Genomic DNA, 16,542 nt, shown 5'->3' with positions numbered 1-16,542 from the left:
GGAGAGTAGGACGCCGCCGAACAATTTTTAGCCTCAGGCCCCGAGTTTTCACTCGGGGCCTGAGGCATTTTTGCGTTTAGGGGGCTTTTCCCCTGCCCACCCGACCCCTCTGCACGGCCCGACCGGGGTGACGGTAGGGTCATGGGGCATCGTTGGTACATTTCCCCCACAGGAGGCCCCCGGGTGGAGGTCCAGGAGACGCGAGTCCAGACCGACCGCGTCCTCACCATCCCGAACATCCTCAGCATGGCGCGTCTGGTCGGCGTCCCTCTCTTCCTGTGGCTGATTCTTCAGGAGCACGACGGGTGGGCGCTGCTCGTCCTGGCCCTCAGCGGTGTCAGCGACTACCTCGACGGGAAGCTCGCCCGGCGCTGGAACCAGATCAGTAATCTGGGCCGGCTGCTCGACCCGGCCGCCGACCGGCTGTACATCCTTTCCACCCTCTTCGGTCTGACCTGGCGTGAGATCCTTCCGCTCTGGATGACCGCCGCCCTGATCGCCCGTGAGGCGATGCTGCTGGTCATGGTGTGGATTCTGAGGCGTCATGGCTATCCGCCGCCGCAGGTGAACTTCCTCGGCAAGGCCGCGACCTTCAACCTGATGTACGCGTTCCCGTTGCTGCTTCTCAGTGATGGAGAGGGCTGGTTGCCGTCACTCGCCGCGATTTTCGGATGGGCGTTCGCCGGATGGGGTACAACCCTGTATTGGTGGGCAGGGATCCTCTATGTGGTCCAGGTCCGTCGCCTAGTGAAGGCGGACCGCAAGTCCGACTGACCTCGCCGGAGTCCCGGAGCCTTACCAGGGCCGGCTGCCGTATGTGAGATACGCAGACCGGCCAGGGCGCGTGCAGTCGGAATCGACCGTCGTCTCCCGAGGAGGACGCTTCCGACATGAAGGCCGTCGTGATGGCCGGCGGTGAGGGCACGCGCCTTCGCCCCATGACCTCGAGCATGCCCAAGCCGCTCCTGCCGGTGGCCAACCGGCCGATCATGGAGCATGTGCTGCGACTGCTCAAGCGGCACGGACTCACCGAGACCGTCGTGACCGTGCAGTTCCTCGCCTCCCTCGTCAAGAACTACTTCGGTGACGGCGAGGAACTGGGCATGGAGCTCACCTACGCCAACGAGGAAAAGCCACTCGGCACGGCGGGCAGCGTCAAGAACGCCGAGGAGGCGCTCAAGGACGATGCCTTCCTGGTGATCTCCGGAGACGCCCTCACCGATTTCGACCTCACCGACCTGATCCGTTTCCACAAGGAGAAAGGCGCCCTCGTCACCGTCTGTCTGACGCGGGTGCCCAACCCCCTGGAATTCGGCATCACCATCGTCGACGAGAGCGGCAAGGTCGACCGCTTCCTCGAAAAGCCCACCTGGGGCCAGGTCTTCTCCGACACCGTGAACACCGGCATCTACGTCATGGAGCCCGAGGTCTTCGACTACGTCGAGGCCGATGTGCCCGTCGACTGGTCCGGCGATGTGTTCCCGCAGCTGATGAAGGAAGGCAAGCCGATCTTCGGCTATATCGCCGAGGGCTACTGGGAGGACGTCGGCACCCACGAGAGCTACGGCAAGGCCCAGGCCGACGTCCTCGAAGGAAGAGTCGACGTCGACATAGACGGTTTCGAGATCTCGCCCGGAGTCTGGGTCGCCGAAGGCGCGGAGGTCCACCCCGACGCCGTGCTGCGCGGGCCCCTCTACATCGGCGACTACGCCAAGGTCGAGGCCGGCGCGGAGATCCGCGAGCACACCGTCGTGGGTTCCAACGTCGTCGTCAAGAGCGGTGCCTTCCTCCACAAGGCCGTCGTCCACGACAACGTCTACGTCGGCCAGCAGTGCAATCTGCGCGGCTGTGTCGTCGGCAAGAACACCGACATCATGCGCGCCGCCCGGATCGAGGACGGAGCCGTCATCGGGGACGAGTGCCTGATCGGTGAGGAATCGATTATCCAGGGCAACGTCCGGGTCTATCCCTTCAAGACCATCGAGGCCGGCGCCTTCGTCAATACCTCGGTCATCTGGGAGTCCCGCGGCCAGGCGCACCTCTTCGGGGCCCGCGGGGTGTCCGGCATCCTCAATGTGGAGATCACCCCGGAGCTCGCGGTGCGGCTGGCCGGGGCGTACGCCACCACGCTCAAGAAGGGCTCGACGGTCACCACGGCCCGCGACCACTCCCGGGGCGCCCGGGCGCTCAAGCGGGCGGTGATCTCCGCGCTCCAGGCCAGTGCCATAGACGTCCGGGACCTGGAGAACGTCCCGCTGCCCGTCGCCCGTCAGCAGACCGCGCGGGGCAGCGCCGGCGGCATCATGATCCGAACCTCGCCCGGGGTGCCGGACTCCGTGGACATCATGTTCTTCGACGAGCGCGGCGCCGACCTCTCCCAGGCCGGCCAGCGCAAGCTCGACCGTGTCTACGCCCGCCAGGAGTACCGGCGCGCCTTCCCCGGCGAGATCGGCGACCTGTCCTTCCCCTCCAGCGTCTACGACTCCTACACCGGCTCCCTGCTGCGGTCCGTCGACACCAGCGGGGTCGCCGAGGCCGGGCTCAAGGTCGTGGTCGACGCGTCGAACGGCAGCGCCGGCCTCGTCCTGCCCAGCCTCCTCGGCCGGCTCGGCGTGGACGCCTTCACCATCAACCCCGGTCTCGACGAGGCGCGCCCGACCGAGACCGCCGAGACCCGCCGGTCCGGCCTGGTCCGGCTGGGCGAGATCGTGGCGTCGGCGCGGGCCGCCTTCGGGGTGCGGTTCGACCCGGTGGGTGAGCGGATCTCGCTCGTGGACGAGCGCGGCCGCATCGTCGAGGACGACCGGGCGCTGCTCGTCCTCCTCGACCTCGTCGCGGCCGAGCGCCGCAGCGGGAAGGTGGCGCTGCCGGTGACCACGACCCGCATCGCCGAACAGGTGGCCGCATACCACGGCACCCAGGTGGAGTGGACGACGACGTCACCCGACGACCTCACCAGGGTCGGCCGTGCCGAGACGACGATCTTCGGTGGGGACGGGCGCGGCGGGTTCATCGTGCCCGAGTCCAGCAGCGTCTTCGACGGCACCGCCGCCTTCGTACGGCTCATCGGCCTGGTGGCCCGTACGCAACTCACGCTCAGCCAGATAGACGCCCGCATCCCCAGGGCCCATGTGCTGCGCCGGGACCTGGCGACGCCGTGGGCCGTCAAGGGGCTCGTCATGCGGCATGTCGTCGAGGCGGCCGGGGACCGCTCGGTGGACATCACCGACGGCGTCCGGGTCGTCGAGGCCGACGGCCGCTGGGTGATGGTCCTGCCCGACCCGGCCGAGGCCGTGACGCACCTGTGGGCCGAGGGGCCTGACGACGCCTCGGCCCAGGCGCTGCTCGACGAGTGGTCGGCGGTCGTGGACGGCGCCGGGCGCTGACCGCCCCGACCCGCCGGGCCACGGCCCGGCGGGTCGCCGACTTCCCATTTCCCGGATCCGGCACGCCGGTGGGGCCATTGGGAGACGGCGCCCCCGACGTGCGACGATGTGCGGCATGTCGCAGCAGCCCCCCGTTCGGAGGACGGCAACGCCGTCCCCGCGCCCCGATGCCTCGATGTCGCTGCTGACCAATGTGATGGACCACAGCCTCGACGAGGGCTACGCCGAGGCGGCGGCCCGGCGCGCCGCGGCGGGCGGGCAGCGCCTGCCGACCGCCCTGCGTGCCAAGTTGGGGCTGGCGGCCGCGCTGCTGCTCGCCGCGGTGGTGGTGACGCTGGGCGCGGCCCAGGCGCGGATATCGGCTCCGACACTGGCCAAGGAGCGCCAGCAGCTGATCGACCGCATCCAGAAGGAGTCCTCCGACGCGGACGCGCTGCAGAAGAACGTCGACACCCTCCGGGACGCCGTCGGCACCAAGCAGCGTGACGTGCTGGAGAGGCACGGCGGGGACAAGGCCGATCTGGTGGCCCTGCTCGCCGGGGCCACCGCCGTGCAGGGGCCCGGCGTCAAGCTGGTCGTCGACGACGCCAAGCAGACCAAGCAGAGTGGTGCCGGCGGGCCGCGCGAGAGCAGCGGCTTCTCCGACACGGGCCGGGTGCGCGACCGCGACATGCAACGGATCGTCAATGGTCTGTGGCAGTCGGGGGCGGAGGCGATCGCGGTGAACGGACAGCGGCTGACGGCGCTGTCCGCGATCAGGGCCGCGGGTGACGCCATACTGGTCGACAACAAGCCGCTGCCGCCGCCGTACACGGTGCTGGCGGTCGGGGACGGAGAGCGGCTGGTGACCGCCTTTCAGCGCAGCGCCGACGGGCAGTACCTCCGTGTCCTCCAGCAGAGCTACGGGGTCCGCACGAGCATCTCCGCCCAGGGCGAGGTCAAACTTCCGGCCGCGCCGAGCCTGATCGTACGTAACGCAAAGCCGCAGGGGAAGGGCACATCGTGATCGCCGTATTGGGCCTCGTCGTGGGAGTCGTGGTCGGACTTGTCGTCCGCCCCGTGGTGCCGACGGCGGTCGAGCCCTATCTGCCCATCGCCGTCGTGGCGGCGCTCGACGCGGTGTTCGGCGGGCTCCGCGCGATGCTCGACGGGATCTTCGACGACAAGGTGTTCGTCGTCTCCTTCCTGTCCAACGTGGTGGTGGCCGCGCTGATCGTCTTCCTCGGTGACAAGCTCGGCGTCGGGGCGCAGCTGTCCACCGGCGTCGTGGTCGTCCTGGGCATCCGGATCTTCTCCAACGCGGCCGCCATCCGGCGGCACGTCTTCCGGGCGTGAGCGGGATGAGCACCGACGACGGCACCCCGGACGAGCCGGAGCGCACCGAGAAGCCCGCCGGAGCGTCCGGTGGCCGGCCCGCCGGTACGCCGGGCGGACCGGCCGCCGGGGGCCCCGCCGGGGCCCCCGAGGATGTGCCCGCCGACGCGCCCGGGAACGCTCCCGCCGCGGAACCCGGTGAGGCGCCGGGGGAGGAGCCGAAGGCCGCGAAGCGGCGGCCGGACGAGCCGAAGCGGCCGAAGACCCCGCGGCTGTCCAAGAAGGCCGGTGAGCCGGAGCGGTCGGCCGCGGCCGTACCGCCCGAGGCCGGCGGGGAACCGGAAGCGGAATCGGGGCCCGGTCCGGCGACCGGTCCGGCGACCGGTTCTGAGCCGCCGCCCGGGCCCCGGCCCGAGCGGGCGGCCGAACCCGGACCCGTGGCCGGCCCCCGGCCCGAGGAGGAATCCGGGCCGCTGCCGGGGACCGCTCCCGGGATCCCGCCGGCGCCCCCCGCCGCGCCGCCCCTGACCGGGCGTCAGCGCCTGGTGAACGGCCTGTGGCCGCCCCGGGTGACCCGGGCCCAGCTCACCGTCGCCGTGCTGCTCTGCGTGCTCGGCCTCGGCCTCGCCATCCAGGTCCGGTCGACCAACGACAGCAGCGCCCTGCGCGGCGCCCGCCAGGAGGACCTGGTCCGGATCCTGGACGAGCTGGACAACCGCACCAAGCGGCTGGAGGACGAGAAGCGGCGCCTGGAGGGGCAGCGCACCGAGCTGGAGAGCAGCTCCAACCAGGCCGCGGAGGCCCGTAAGCAGACCGCGCAGAAGGAACAGCAGCTCGGGATCCTCGCGGGTACCGTGGCGGCCCAGGGGCCCGGCATCGAGCTCACGGTGAGCGATCCCAAGGGGGCGGTCGAGCCGGACAAACTGCTCGACGCCCTCCAGGAGCTGCGCGCCGCGGGCGCGGAAGCGATCCAGATCAACGACGTACGGATCGCCGCCGACAGCTATTTCTCGGGCGCGGCGGGGAAGGTGGAGATCGATGGCAAAAAGGTCTCCCAGCCCTACCGGTTCAAGGTGATCGGCAAGCCGCAGGACCTGGAGCCGGCCCTGAACATCCCCGGGGGAGTGGTGCAGACTCTGGAGAAGGAGCGGGCGGGCATCACGGTCCAGCGGTCTGAGAAGATCATTGTCGACGCCTTGCGCCCGGCGAAGCGGCCTGACTACGCTCGGTCGTCATCGCAGTGAGGCGGGCGGGCATGGGGGCTTCACGCGGAGGCCACGAGGTTGCGGGGGGTCGGCGCACCAAGTCGAGGGTGCGTGGTGGAAACTGTCTGTTGACCACGGACGTTGTATGGATGTCCAGGTCGGACGGTGTGTGCATCGAGGGTTTGTCCTGCCCCACGGGCGGGTCTGTTTCGGTCAAGGGGAATCGCCCGTGAAGTTGTTTGCGAAGTTGTTCGGCAAGAGCGCACGCCAGGAGGGCGGCAATTCCGCCCGCCACCGGGCGTCGCGCCCCGCGGAAGGCGGGGAAGGCGCTCAGGAAGGGCGCCCGCTGTTCCGGGACCAGGTGGGTGGGTCCGGCGATGTCCAGCACGGACACGGCGGGTCCGCTGTTGACCCCGCCGCAGGTGGGCCCATAGGTTTCGGAGCACCAGCGACCTCAAGCGCGGGTGGAGGGTATGCCTTGCCGGTATGTACGAGGTGCGGCCACCGGAACGCCGAGGCCAGCCGGTTCTGCTCCAATTGCGGCGCGCCGCTGCGGCCGGGCGCCGTGGCCGAGCGTGCCTCGGAGACCACGTCGACGATCTCCATCTCCGGTCTCGAGGCGTATGACTCGGAGGCCACCGGCCAGACGCCGATCCCGACGCTCTCGCCCGAGGCCCAGGCCGCGGTCGACGCCCTTCCGCTGGGCTCCGCCCTGCTGGTGGTGCGGCGCGGGCCGAACTCGGGCAGCCGCTTCCTCCTGGACGGCGATCTGACCACGGCGGGCCGGCACCCCCAGAGCGACATCTTCCTCGACGACGTCACCGTCTCCCGGCGGCACGTGGAGTTCCGCAGAGGCCAGGACGGCGGCTTCACCGTCGCCGACGTCGGCAGCCTCAACGGCACCTACGTCAACCGCGAGCGGATCGACTCGGTCGCCCTGCAGAACGGCGACGAGGTGCAGATCGGCAAGTACCGTCTGGTCTTCTACGGCAGCCAGCGAGGCATCTGATCCTCCCCCGGACGCCGTCCGGGGAGAGACCTCCAGGAAGGGCCATGCTTCGAACACCGTCGGGCGGTGCCGGATCCCCCGGCGCCGCCGGCCAGGACGGGCGGCTGGTGAGCATCGGCACGGTGCTCAACCTGCTGCGCGACGAGTTCCCCGAGGTCACCATCTCCAAGATCCGCTTCCTGGAGGCGGAGGGCCTGGTGGAGCCGCAGCGCACCCCGTCCGGCTATCGCAAGTTCAGCGAGGCGGACGTCGAGCGGCTCGGATACGTCCTGCGGATGCAGCGGGACCACTATCTGCCGCTGAAGGTCATCAGGGAGCACCTCGACGCCCTCGCCAGGGGGGAGCGGTCGCAGCTGCCCGCCCCCGGTAAGCCCCGGGACGCCCTGGACGCCCTGGAGGCGGGGTCCGAGGGCGCCGAGGGCACGGTCGGGCCGGAGGACCCGGCGCGGGCCGCCCCGGGCCGTCCCACGGCGGTCCGGATCGGCCGCGCGGAGCTGCTGAGCGCCACCGGCGTCACGGAGAGTGAGCTGGTGGAGTGGGAGTCGTACGGCCTGATCGCCGCCCACCCGGACGGCGGATTCCACGCCGATTCCGTCGCGGTGGCGAAGCTCGTCGCGGACCTGGGCCGTTTCGGGCTGGAGCCCCGGCATCTGCGTGCCATGCGGGCCGCCGCCGACCGCCAGGCCGACCTGGTCGAACAACTGGTCGCACCGCTGCGCAGGCACCGCAACCCTCAGACCAGGGCGCATGCGGAGGCCACCGCGCGCGAGCTCGCGGCGCTGTCCGTAAGGCTCCACGCGGCGCTCGTGCAGGCCGCTCTGCGCGCGGGTTCGCACTGACCGGCGAGTGCCCGACTACCCAAACCTGCCGGGCACGTCCTAGGGTTGCTGTGTGAACGAGCTCGATGTCGTGGGTGTCCGGGTGGAAATGCCCTCCAACCAGCCGATCGTGCTCCTGCGTGAAGTGGGAGGCGACCGTTACCTCCCGATCTGGATCGGACCGGGAGAGGCTACGGCCATCGCCTTCGCCCAGCAGGGCATGGCACCGGCCCGTCCGCTGACCCATGACCTGTTCAAGGACGTGCTGGAAGCGGTCGGGCAGCAGCTCACCGAGGTCCGCATCACGGACCTGCGGGAGGGCGTGTTCTACGCGGAGCTCGTCTTCGCCAGCGGGGTGGAGGTCAGCGCCAGGCCGTCCGACGCCATAGCGCTGGCGCTGCGCACCGGCACGCCGATCTACGGCAGCGACGGTGTGCTGGACGACGCGGGGATCGCCATCCCGGACGAGCAGGAGGACGAGGTCGAGAAGTTCCGTGAATTCCTCGACCAGATCTCGCCGGAGGACTTCGGCACCAACAGCCAGTGAGGCGCGGACCGGGCCGCTGAGCCCGGGGCGCAGGGGCGCATTCGAATAGCCTTTCCCGGCGCGGGGATACGTAAAACCACTCTCTGGGTGATTATCACTCGGCGTGCCGAGTGTGGCGATCGTTGACGCACCCCGGGTGACTGCCTACCGTCGTGAAGGCAGGTCAAGGACGGAGGTCGGCGTGAGAAGCATGGGCGACGGTACGGCGGTCGGCAGTCCGTTTCCGCTGTACGGGGGGGCGGTCGAACAGCCCTCCCGTCATGTCATCCCGGCGGCGGCCGGCGCACCGCAGGGGCCGGAGACCGACAAGATCGGGTATCGCGGGCCGACGGCCTGCGCGGCGGCGGGGATCACCTACCGCCAGCTGGACTACTGGGCGCGTACGGGCCTGGTCGAGCCGAGTGTCCGGCCGGCCTACGGCTCGGGCAGCCAGCGGCTCTACAGCTTCCGGGACGTCGTCGTCCTGAAGATCGTGAAGCGGCTGCTGGACACCGGTGTCTCGCTGCAGAACATCCGCACCGCCGTTCAGCATCTGCGCTCGCGCGGCATGGAGGACCTGCCGCAGATGACGCTGATGAGCGACGGCGCGACGGTCTACGAGTGCACGTCCCCGGACGAGGTCGTGGACCTCCTCCAGGGCGGGCAGGGCGTCTTCGGCATCGCCGTCGGCGTCGTCTGGCGGGATGTCGAGGCGGTGCTCTCCCAGCTGCACGGGGAGCGCGTGGACACCGGCGAGACCCTGGTCGGCCACAACCCCGCGGACGAGCTGGCCAGGCGCCGCAACCGGGCCGGCTGAGGACCGCCCGCGCCCCGGTGAGGACCGCCGCGCCCCGGCGAGGGGCGCGGATCCTCCGGGAACCGCCCGGAACCACCGAAATCGCCTGGTACATCAGCGCGATTGTCAGTGGTGTGCGGCAGCATCGGTGGTGTGAGAGCCGCACCGACGATTCTGCACCTGGACATGGACGCCTTCTACGCCTCGGCGGAGCAGGCGGCCAAGCCCAGCCTGCGCGGGAAGGCCGTGGTCGTCGGCGGCATCGGCCCGCGCGGCGTGGTCGCCACCGCGTCCTACGAGGCGCGGGTCTTCGGCGTCCGCTCCGCGATGGCCACGGCCCAGGCCCGCAGGCTCTGCCCCAACGCCGCCTATCTGACCCCGCGCTTCTCCGTCTACCGACAGGTCAGCGAGGTGGTCATGGGGCTGCTCGGCGCGCTGTCGCCGCTGGTGGAGCCCCTCAGCCTCGACGAGGCGTTCGTCGACCTCGAAGCGGGCGGCGTCGAGCCCTCGTCGGCCGCCGTCCGGGCCGTGGGGGAGCGGCTGCGGCGCGACATCCTGGCGGCCACGGGCCTCACCGGCTCGGTCGGCCTCGCCGGGTCCAAGATGCTCGCCAAGATCGCCTCCGAGCAGGCCAAGCCCGACGGCCTCTTCCTCATCGAGCCCGGCACCGAGCGGGAACTGCTGGGCCCCATGTCCGTGCGCGCCATCCCGGGCGTGGGCCCCGCCACGGCCGAGACGCTGCGCCGGTCCGGGATCACCTCCGTCTCCGAGACGGCGGAGGCGGGTGAGGCGGAGCTGGTGCGACTCCTCGGCAAGGCCCACGGCGCGGGGCTGTACGCCCTGGCCACCGGGCACGACGACCGCCCCGTAGTCGCCGAGCGGGACGCCAAGTCGGTGTCGGTCGAGGACACCTTCGAGGAGGACGTGACCGACCGGACCCGGGTCCAGCTGGAGCTCGCCCGCCTCGCCGACCGGTGCGTGCAGCGGCTGCGCGCGGCGGGCCGCTCCGGCCGCACGGTAGTGATCAAGGTGCGGCGCTACGACTTCTCGACGCTGACGCGTTCGGAGACGCTCCGCGGGCCGACCGACGACCCCGGCGTGGTGCGGGAGGCGGCCGCGCGGCTGCTCGACGGCGTGGACACCACGGCGGGCGTGCGGCTGCTGGGGGTGGGCGTCACCGGCCTCGCCGACTACACCCAGGAGGACCTCTTCGCCCAGGCGGCGAGCGAGGCGGCCGCCGCGGTGGCGGAGCTCCCGGCGGCCGGGGGCGCGGCCCGGCGCCGGGCGAGGCGGCGCCCGGGGCGGAGGGCGAGGGGGCGGCCCCGGAGCGGCCCCGGCGCTGGCTGCCCGGGCTGGACGTCCGGCACAGCGTGTACGGGGCCGGCTGGATCCAGGGCAGCGGCGTCGGCCGGGTCACGGTGCGCTTCGAACAGCCCTGGTCGGAGCCCGGCCGGGTGCGGACCTTCGCCGTCGACGACCCCGAGCTGGAACCGGGTGAGCCGCTTCCGCTGATCAGGGCGCGGATCCCCGTGGGCGGGGAGGGCTGTGCGGACGCGCAGGATCCTGCAGGCGGGGAAGGCCCCGTGGGCGGGTACGGGTCGGCGGGCGTGCAAGGGCCCGCAGGTGCGGAGGCGCCCGTGAGTGAGGAGGGTCCCGCAGATGGGCAGCGGCTCCCCGCGGGCGGGGCGGGGCGCATGGGCACGCAGGGCGCTGTGGGCGGGGAGGACCCCGTGGGTACGGAGCGTTCTGTGGGCGTGTACGGGCCCGCAGGTGCGGAGGCGCCCGTGATCGGGGGGATCTCGTAAACGCGCCGCTCCCCGTGGGCGGGGAAGGTCCTGCCGGCGTGCAGCTCCCCGTGGATGCGCAGGACCCCGCTGATGCGGAGCCCCCCGTTGGCGTGCAGGAGATTCTGAGGCCGGAGGGTCCTCCGGAAGCCCAAGGGGTCGCGGGTGCGGAGAAGGCCGCGAGCGCGGCCGGCCCCGCCTGCGCGGAGGGTCAGCCGCCCGCGCCGTTGACGGTGCCGAGCCCTTCGTCGGAGGGGGCGCCGGCCGGGGGCGGGGCGTCCGGTGCGGGGAGGGCGAGCCCGTAGTGGTGGTAGAGCTGGAGCTCCTGCTCCGGGGAGAGATGGCGGCCGACCCCGAAGTCCGGCGCGTCCTTGATCAGCGACCGCTCGTAGGGGATGCGCAGAGCGTCGTCCACGGCCTCGCTCGGCCCCAGTGGCACGAAGGCGTCCCGGCCGAAGAGCCCGGTGCGGACCGCCGCCCACTCCGGCTCCCCGGTCGCGTCGTCCAGATACACCTCGTCCACGGTGCCGATCTTCGCGCCGTGACGGTCGAACGCCTTGCGGCCGATCAGGCTCCGTGGATCGATATCACTCTGCACCGTTCCTCCCAAGGGTCGCGCGAAGCCCCGAGTGCCCCAGGGGCCCCGGCCGAGCCCTGGCCCCCTGGCAACGTCCCCCGACACCAACGAAAAGGCACAAAGCGGGAACCGGCCACTCGGAGGCTCTGCCCAAAGCCACGCTGGTAGGCTGACGAATGGCCGCAGACCCCGTGCGGGAGAGTCTTCCGAGAGCCCTCACCGGCTTCTCCGGAGACGCCGAAGGAGCAAATCCTCCCCGGAATCTCTCAGGCACCCGTACCGCATGGACGAGGTCACTCTGGAAAGCAGGGCGGGCCCGGTCAGGCACCACACCGAAGCCCGTCCTCACCGACGGTGAAAGCCGGGCCGTGTGAGGCGGCTCGGTGAAGCTCTCAGGTTGAGATGACAGAGGGGGAGGCCGTCCGGGTACCCGCGCCGTGGTACCCCTCGCAGGTCGCAATGACCAGGAGGCCTCCGCAGATGACAGCCCACCGCATCTCCCTTTCCGACCTGGAGCGGGGCACGCCCTTCGAGCAGCGCCACATAGGGCCCGACGCCGGGGCCCAGGCCAAGATGCTCGCCCAGGTCGGCTTCGGCTCGCTCGACGAACTCACCGCCGCCGCCGTGCCGGACGTGATCAAGAGCACCGAGGCGCTGGCCCTGCCCGCCGCCCGCACCGAGGCCGAGGTCCTGGCCGAGCTGCGCACGCTGGCCGACCGCAACCAGGTCCTGGCCCCGATGATCGGCCTCGGCTACCACGGCACGTTCACCCCGCCGGTGATCCTGCGCAACGTCATGGAGAACCCCGCCTGGTACACGGCCTACACGCCGTACCAGCCGGAGATCTCCCAGGGCCGGCTGGAGGCCCTGCTCAACTTCCAGACCGTCGTCGCCGAGCTCAGCGGACTGCCGACCTCCGGCGCCTCCCTGCTCGACGAGGGCACCGCCGCCGCCGAGGCCATGGCGCTCTCCCGCCGGGTCGGCAAGGTCAAGCAGGGCGTCTTCCTGGTCGACGCCGACACCCTGCCCCAGACCGTCGCCGTGATCGAGACCCGCGCCGAGCCCACCGGGGTCGAGGTCGTCGTCGCCGACCTCTCCGAGGGCATCCCCGAGGAGATCGCCGAGCGGGGCGTCTTCGGCGTCCTGCTCCAGTACCCCGGCGCGTCCGGCGCCGTGCGCGACCTCCGCCCGGTCATCGAGCGCGCCCACGAGCTCGGCGCGATCGTCACCGTCGCCGCCGACCTGCTCGCCCTCACCCTGCTGACCTCGCCCGGCGAGCTCGGCGCGGACATCGCCGTCGGCACCACCCAGCGCTTCGGCGTGCCCATGGGCTTCGGCGGCCCGCACGCCGGATTCATGGCCGTGCGCGAGCAGTTCGCGCGCAGCCTGCCCGGCCGCCTCGTCGGCGTCTCCGTCGACGCGGACGGCAACAAGGCGTACCGCCTCGCCTTGCAGACGCGCGAGCAGCACATCCGCCGCGAGAAGGCCACCAGCAACATCTGCACCGCCCAGGTGCTGCTCGCCGTGATGGCCGGTATGTACGCCGTCTACCACGGCCCGGAGGGCCTCGCCTCGATCGCCCGCCGCACGCACCGCTACGCCACGCTGCTCGCCGAGGGACTGCGGGCCGGCGGCGTCGAGATCGTGCACGGCGCGTACTTCGACACCCTGACCGCGCGGGTCCCCGGCCGGGCGGCCGAGGTCGTGGCGGCGGCCCGCGGCAACGGGGTCAACCTCCGCCTGGTCGACGCCGACCGGGTCGGCATCGCGTGCGACGAAACCACCGCCCGCGCTCAGCTGGCCGCGGTCTGGGCCGCCTTCGGGGTGGCCGCGGACATCGAGACCCTCGACGCGCTCGACGCCTCGGTGGCCGACACGCTCCCCGAGGGCCTCCTGCGCACCGACGAGTACCTCACCCACCCGGTCTTCCACCAGCACCGCTCCGAGACCGCGCTGCTCCGCTACCTGCGCCGCCTCGCGGACCGGGACTACGCCCTCGACCGGGGCATGATCCCGCTCGGCTCCTGCACCATGAAGCTCAACGCCACCACCGAGATGGAGCCGGTCACCTGGCCGGAGTTCGGCGCGCTGCACCCCTTCGCACCGGTCGAGCAGGCCCAGGGCTATGTCACGCTCATCACCGAGCTGGAGGAGCGGCTCGCCGAGGTCACCGGCTACGACAAGGTCTCGATCCAGCCGAACGCCGGCTCGCAGGGCGAGCTCGCGGGCCTGCTGGCCGTCCGCGCCTACCACCGCGCCAACGGCGACGAGCAGCGCACCGTCTGTCTGATCCCGTCCTCCGCGCACGGCACCAACGCCGCCAGCGCCGTGATGGCCGGCATGAAGGTCGTCGTCGTCAAGACCGCGGACGACGGCGAGGTCGACGCCGAGGACCTGCGCGCCAAGATCGAGAAGCACCGCGACGAGCTCGCCGTGCTGATGATCACCTACCCGTCCACGCACGGTGTCTTCGAGGAGCACGTCGCCGACATCTGCGCGGCCGTGCACGAGGCCGGCGGTCAGGTGTACGTGGACGGTGCGAACCTCAACGCCCTGGTGGGCGTGGCGAAGCCGGGCAAGTTCGGCGGCGACGTCTCGCACCTGAACCTGCACAAGACCTTCTGCATCCCGCACGGCGGCGGCGGTCCCGGCGTCGGCCCGGTCGGCGTCCGCGCCCACCTGGCGCCGTACCTGCCCAACCACCCGCTCCAGCCCACCGCCGGCCCGGCGACGGGCGTGGGCCCGATCTCGGCCGCCCCGTGGGGCTCCGCGGGCATCCTGCCGATCTCCTGGGCGTACGTCCGGCTGATGGGCGGCGAGGGCCTCAAGCGCGCCACCCAGGTCGCGGTGCTGGGCGCCAACTACATCGCCAAGCGGCTGGAGCCGCACTACCCCGTGCTCTACACCGGCCCGGGCGGCCTGGTCGCGCACGAGTGCATCGTCGACCTCCGGCCGCTGACCAAGGCGACCGGCGTGACGGTGGACGACGTCGCCAAGCGGCTCATCGACTACGGCTTCCACGCGCCGACGATGTCCTTCCCGGTGGCCGGCACGCTCATGATCGAGCCGACGGAGAGCGAGGACCTCACCGAGCTGGATCGTTTCTGTGAGGCGATGATCGCGATCCGCGCCGAGATCGAGAAGGTCGGCTCGGGGGAGTGGGCCAAGGACGACAACCCGCTGCGGAACGCCCCGCACACCGCCGCCTCGGTGACCGGTGAGTGGGAGCACCCGTACACCCGCGAGGAGGCCGCCTTCCCGGCCGGGGTGTCCGCCGACAAGTACTGGCCGCCGGTGCGCCGGGTGGACGGCGCCTACGGTGACCGCAACCTCGTGTGCTCCTGCCCGCCCATGGAGGAGTACGAGGGCTGAGAGGCCCGCTGAGTTAGGACGGGTCCTCTCCGGGACCCGGGTCGGGGCCGGTTCGGCGAGTGCGCCGGGCCGGCCCCTTCGTGTGCGTGGTGCTGTTCTTCTGTGCTGTTCTTCTGTGCCGTTCTTCTGTGCTGTTCTTCCGCGTATGCGTGCGGTCGTACGGTCGTGCCGGTGTCGCGTGTGCGGCGGTGCGTGGATGCCGGTATCAGGCAGCGGTCACCACGTGATCCGCGTCCAATGGCCGGTGCGGTGCGATGATCTGACCGTCCGGCAGCAGCTCACCGGTGTCCTCGAAGCAGAGGACGCCGTTGCACAGCAGGCTCCAGCCCTGCTCCGGGTGGTGCGCCACCAGATGGGCGGCCTCCCGGTCGGTGGAGTCGGCGGTGGGACACGCGGGCTGGTGCTGGCACATGGAAGGGATCTTTCGCTCTGATGTGGTGGCTGTCCTGCGGCTCGATGCGGTGGTCATGCCGCCCCCCGTAGGCGAATCGGTTGGTCGATACCAGTGTTGCCCCACGGGCGTGATTCCGCAGGGATTTCCCGGCAGCGCTCCTCACTGGATGAGGACGCGTCACCCATGCGGGCGGTTGCCACCGGCCGTACCGCCGCTTCGGGTGGTCCGGCATGGTCGGCACGGGCTAGTCCGCGAGGGTGAGCACAGGTGTGCGCCCCGCGGCACGGTGTCCGGCCGCGGGGCTTCCGCACGTCGGACCCGCGTCAGGCGGGCGTCTTCAGCAGCGGTGGCGGCGTGAGCCGCAGCGAGATGACGGGCAGCAGGTCGCCGAAGCGGTGCGGCCGGTGGGCGGCGATGCCCGGTGGTGCCGGGGCGAGGGGCACCAGCAGATCGCCGGGGGCCGGCAGCCCGGACGCCGCGTCGGCGGCGGTGTCGCCGTGCAGCCAGAGCGTGAGCATGTAGAGCTCCGGGACCGACAGCAGCCTGGGCTGGTAAGGCGTCGTCAGGGCCTCGGCCTGGCGCAGCGCGCGCTCGGTCGAGGCGAGGTAGGGGCCTTCGAAGAAGTGGGAGAACGCCCAGCCGTCCGCCGTGGGTGCCGTGTCGGCCGCCGCCACCGCCCGCTCGCCGCTGCGGATGTGGAAGCGCCAGCCGGTGAGCCGGGTGCGCGGGGTGCCGCCGCGGTGGGTGTCCCGCTCCAGGAGGTGTACGGGCAAGGGGAGTTCGGGCGTCAGGGGCCCCTGCGCGGACTTCAGGGAAGGGGTGCGGGCCTCGCGCACGGCGGTGGGGGAGCCAAGGGCGGTGACGATGCTGAGCAGGGCAGGCGCGGGGGCAGGGAGGACATGCAGCGGCATGATGGGTCGCCTCTCACTTCGGAGACACGTTGTGCTGGGCAGGTGCGGACGACGCTGTCGGCGTGCGGGGTCAGAGGGGGGCCGGGGACCGTACCGACTCACCGGGGCCGGGGCGCCTGCTCTCTGCCTCGTCAGCGAAGTTTATACGACACATGTTCACATGGTGTTTCGGCTAGCTGTCGTGAGTATTTCCCGCAAGAGGAAATCCGGGCCTTGTCCAGGGGGGATTTCGGTGATTCTGTGCCGGGTTCGCGCGCGCGACCTCGTGTGATATCCCGGGCAGGGTAGGCCGGATCTCGTCGGTGTTTATCACCAGCGGCGTGCGGAAATACGGAGTTTTGTTCCTTGCCCGCGGAATGTGCCAACGCGTGCGTACTGCCGAGCCTACCGGGTAGACGGGTCCGGCGGGGCGTTATCGATCACAATGGCTGGGCATCATCGATCGTGACC

The 16,542-nt window shown here is 71.4% G+C and carries 13 protein-coding genes, 1 pseudogene and 1 riboswitch; of the genes and pseudogenes, 11 read left to right on the top strand and 3 right to left on the bottom strand.

What is annotated here, in order from left to right:
* Positions 1-183: 183 nt before the first annotated feature.
* From clsA to AF335_RS27780, 10 genes and pseudogenes are all read left to right on the top strand, one after another.
* Positions 184-774 (top strand): cardiolipin synthase ClsA, encoded by a 591-nt coding sequence (gene clsA, locus AF335_RS27825; RefSeq protein ID WP_102921174.1) that lies wholly within the window; start codon positions 184-186, stop codon positions 772-774.
* A gap of 116 nt (positions 775-890) precedes the next feature.
* Entirely contained in the window at positions 891-3,386 is a 2,496-nt protein-coding gene (locus tag AF335_RS36315) for a mannose-1-phosphate guanyltransferase (RefSeq protein WP_102921173.1), read from the top strand.
* Between the two features lie 106 nt (positions 3,387-3,492).
* Complete coding sequence (locus tag AF335_RS27815) at positions 3,493-4,392, top strand: DUF881 domain-containing protein (protein ID WP_184743932.1); 900 nt, start codon at positions 3,493-3,495, stop codon at positions 4,390-4,392.
* Positions 4,389-4,721 (top strand): small basic family protein, encoded by a 333-nt coding sequence (locus AF335_RS27810; protein ID WP_049715989.1) that lies wholly within the window; start codon positions 4,389-4,391, stop codon positions 4,719-4,721. The genes AF335_RS27815 and AF335_RS27810 overlap by 4 nt, the downstream gene beginning before the upstream one ends.
* Before the next feature lie 416 nt (positions 4,722-5,137).
* A complete protein-coding gene (locus tag AF335_RS27805) occupies positions 5,138-5,944 on the top strand; it encodes a DUF881 domain-containing protein (protein ID WP_102921210.1) in 807 nt (268 codons plus the stop codon).
* Between the two features lie 106 nt (positions 5,945-6,050).
* The gene (locus AF335_RS27800) at positions 6,051-6,914 is read left to right on the top strand and encodes a double zinc ribbon and FHA domain-containing protein (RefSeq protein ID WP_102921171.1); all 864 of its coding nucleotides are present in this window, start codon (positions 6,051-6,053) and stop codon (positions 6,912-6,914) included.
* A gap of 44 nt (positions 6,915-6,958) precedes the next feature.
* Entirely contained in the window at positions 6,959-7,753 is a 795-nt protein-coding gene (ftsR, locus tag AF335_RS27795; protein WP_102921170.1) for a transcriptional regulator FtsR, read from the top strand.
* A gap of 52 nt (positions 7,754-7,805) precedes the next feature.
* Entirely contained in the window at positions 7,806-8,279 is a 474-nt protein-coding gene (locus tag AF335_RS27790) for a bifunctional nuclease family protein (protein WP_030874883.1), read from the top strand.
* A gap of 181 nt (positions 8,280-8,460) precedes the next feature.
* Entirely contained in the window at positions 8,461-9,075 is a 615-nt protein-coding gene (locus tag AF335_RS27785) for a MerR family transcriptional regulator (RefSeq protein ID WP_102921169.1), read from the top strand.
* Positions 9,076-9,207: 132 nt separating this feature from the next.
* A pseudogene (locus tag AF335_RS27780) lies at positions 9,208-10,568 on the top strand (DNA polymerase IV); the annotation flags it as partial.
* A 481-nt stretch (positions 10,569-11,049) separates the two neighbouring features.
* Here the strand turns inward: AF335_RS27780 and AF335_RS27775 are convergent.
* On the bottom strand, positions 11,050-11,436 hold the full coding sequence (locus tag AF335_RS27775; protein WP_102921168.1) for a PRC-barrel domain-containing protein: 387 nt from the start codon (positions 11,434-11,436) through the stop codon (positions 11,050-11,052).
* Positions 11,437-11,599: 163 nt separating this feature from the next.
* Positions 11,600-11,707: riboswitch (glycine riboswitch) on the top strand.
* Between the two features lie 188 nt (positions 11,708-11,895).
* On the opposite strand from AF335_RS27775, the gene gcvP reads away from it, so the two are divergent.
* Positions 11,896-14,787, top strand: a complete 2,892-nt coding sequence (gene gcvP, locus AF335_RS27770) for an aminomethyl-transferring glycine dehydrogenase (protein WP_102921167.1) — start codon at positions 11,896-11,898, stop codon at positions 14,785-14,787.
* 205 nt (positions 14,788-14,992) lie between these two features.
* Here gcvP and AF335_RS27765 read toward each other — a convergent pair whose 3' ends face one another.
* Complete coding sequence (locus tag AF335_RS27765; protein ID WP_184743938.1) at positions 14,993-15,199, bottom strand: DUF5999 family protein; 207 nt, start codon at positions 15,197-15,199, stop codon at positions 14,993-14,995.
* A gap of 305 nt (positions 15,200-15,504) precedes the next feature.
* Positions 15,505-16,092 (bottom strand): hypothetical protein, encoded by a 588-nt coding sequence (locus tag AF335_RS27760; protein WP_102921165.1) that lies wholly within the window; start codon positions 16,090-16,092, stop codon positions 15,505-15,507.
* Positions 16,093-16,542 lie beyond the last annotated feature (450 nt).

Source organism: Streptomyces eurocidicus (assembly GCF_002891295.1).
Lineage (GTDB): Bacteria > Actinomycetota > Actinomycetes > Streptomycetales > Streptomycetaceae > Streptomyces > Streptomyces eurocidicus.
The sequence above is the reverse complement of the archived record's forward strand: the minus strand, read 5'-3'. Positions and strand labels throughout refer to the sequence as shown.

Excerpts from the sequence above, each read along its gene's own strand:
- AF335_RS36315 (WP_102921173.1), top strand. The coding sequence starts at position 891 with ATGAAGGCCGTCGTGATGGCCGGCGGTGAGGGCACGCGCCTTCGCCCC.
- AF335_RS27760 (WP_102921165.1), bottom strand. The coding sequence starts at position 16,092 with ATGCCGCTGCATGTCCTCCCTGCCCCCGCGCCTGCCCTGCTCAGCATC.
- AF335_RS27815 (WP_184743932.1), top strand. The coding sequence starts at position 3,493 with ATGTGCGGCATGTCGCAGCAGCCCCCCGTTCGGAGGACGGCAACGCCG.
- AF335_RS27800 (WP_102921171.1), top strand. The coding sequence starts at position 6,051 with ATGGATGTCCAGGTCGGACGGTGTGTGCATCGAGGGTTTGTCCTGCCC.
- gcvP (WP_102921167.1), top strand. The coding sequence starts at position 11,896 with ATGACAGCCCACCGCATCTCCCTTTCCGACCTGGAGCGGGGCACGCCC.
- ftsR (WP_102921170.1), top strand. The coding sequence starts at position 6,959 with ATGCTTCGAACACCGTCGGGCGGTGCCGGATCCCCCGGCGCCGCCGGC.
- AF335_RS27765 (WP_184743938.1), bottom strand. The coding sequence starts at position 15,199 with ATGTGCCAGCACCAGCCCGCGTGTCCCACCGCCGACTCCACCGACCGG.